The organism is Hallella mizrahii (assembly GCF_009695775.1).
Taxonomy (GTDB): Bacteria; Bacteroidota; Bacteroidia; order Bacteroidales; family Bacteroidaceae; genus Prevotella; species Prevotella mizrahii.
In genome coordinates this window covers 1-1,480 of sequence record NZ_VUNG01000099.1, presented here as the reverse complement: position 1 = coordinate 1,480, position 1,480 = coordinate 1, and the positions used below count along the sequence as shown (strand labels likewise).

General features: G+C 52.4%; 2 protein-coding genes and 1 pseudogene. All 3 read left to right on the top strand.

What is annotated here, in order from left to right; translation table 11 throughout:
• Window positions 1–139 precede the first annotated feature (139 nt).
• On the top strand, window positions 140–625 hold the full coding sequence (locus tag FYJ73_RS15605) for an HU family DNA-binding protein (RefSeq protein ID WP_154535659.1): 486 nt from the start codon (window positions 140–142) through the stop codon (window positions 623–625).
• 255 nt (window positions 626–880) lie between these two features.
• Entirely contained in the window at window positions 881–991 is a 111-nt protein-coding gene (locus FYJ73_RS15600; protein WP_154535658.1) for a smalltalk protein, read from the top strand.
• A 169-nt stretch (window positions 992–1,160) separates the two neighbouring features.
• Window positions 1,161–1,355: pseudogene (locus FYJ73_RS15595) on the top strand (flavodoxin domain-containing protein); the annotation flags it as partial.
• Window positions 1,356–1,480 lie beyond the last annotated feature (125 nt).

Sequence of the window (1,480 nt, the reverse complement as noted above, 5' to 3'; positions counted from 1 at the left end):
CGTGACTATGCACTAATACAGAGTGTTAACTTTTATTTTCAAAATATTAATCGTTTGTCAGTCAACATATTGCAATGTGCGATTATTCGCGGAAGCCTGTAAAATGGCAAGTGGGAAACTTTAGTAAATCTATTTGCTTATGCTACACTACAAAGTCTATCAAAACAAGTCCAAGGGCAACAAGGCCTACGGCAAGTGGTTCGCCCGTGCCACCGTCAACCAAACCATCGACCTCGACCAGCTCGCCGAGCACATGGCCAACCACAACACGCCTTACTCCAAGGGTGCTATCTTCGGTGTGTTGACCGACATGGTGAACTGCATCCGCGAGCTCGTCCTCGAGGGCAACGCCGTGAAGATCCCCAACCTCGCCATCTTCTCCGCCGGCCTCACCACCACTGCTGCCGAGGCACCCGAAGAGTTCTCTCCCACGAAGAACATCAAGTCGGTGCATCTCCGAGCTCGTTCCACCGGTGATCTCACCCGCGCCGTGCTCACCGCTGCTGCGAAGGTCACGCGAGCAGACACCTACGATCCCAGCCTGAATACGATTGAGGACGAGACTGAGACTGGGACTGAGACCGAGACCCCGACCGACCCGGACGGCAAATCGGTCAACCCGTAAAAGCCTCACCCCCAACAGCCTCACCCCCTAACCCCTCAGCCTCACCCCCAACCCCTCTCCAAGGGAGTGAGAGAGCCTCACCCCCAACCCCTCTCCAAGGGAGAGGGGAGTGATATGCTTCAAGACACCTTTGCTTCCGCTAACAACGCGCCAGCCAAAACGCCCGCAGAACATTCTGCTCCCCTCTCCTTTGGAGAGGGGCAAAGGGGTGAGGCTGGAAACGGGGTGAGGCTTGCCCCTAACTCCTAACTAATTATGTCCACAGAAAGCAAGAAAGAAACCTGGAAGCTGATCATCAACATGGTCATCTCCATTCTCACCGCCATCGCCACTACCTTCGGTCTGACCAGCTGCATAGGATGGTGACCGCCGCGATACTGATTTTTCTCGTCCGTCTTCCGGTAGTGCCGGGAGGCGGATCCTTTGTTATAGGTATATTTAAATCATGTTTTTTAGGTATTGCGGCGTTGCGGCAATCTTCGTAATTTTGCAACTGTAAAACGGAAGCAAAACATCAACGTAAAATCTCAAAGATATGAAACCAACCGTAGTGATTTATGGCTCGTCAACAGGAACCTGCCAAAGTATAGCACAGACCATCGCCGGCAAGCTCGGCGTGGAGGCAATCGACGTGACCACATTGACCCCTGAGGTCGTCAAGGCTCACGACAATCTCATTCTCGGCACCAGTACATGGGGCGCAGGCGATATGCAGGACGACTGGTACGAATCTGAATTTTCAATTAGTTTGTAGCGATAACCTACTACGACTCGTTTTTCTTTGGCCTTCCTCTTTTTCTCCCTACCTTTTTCGACTTGTATCCCGGTTCACACCCGACTGGGATGTCAATCCCA

Bases quoted from the DNA above. Each gene is read 5' to 3' on its own strand.
- FYJ73_RS15605 (WP_154535659.1), top strand. From the start codon at position 140: ATGCTACACTACAAAGTCTATCAAAACAAGTCCAAGGGCAACAAGGCC.
- FYJ73_RS15600 (WP_154535658.1), top strand. From the start codon at position 881: ATGTCCACAGAAAGCAAGAAAGAAACCTGGAAGCTGATCATCAACATG.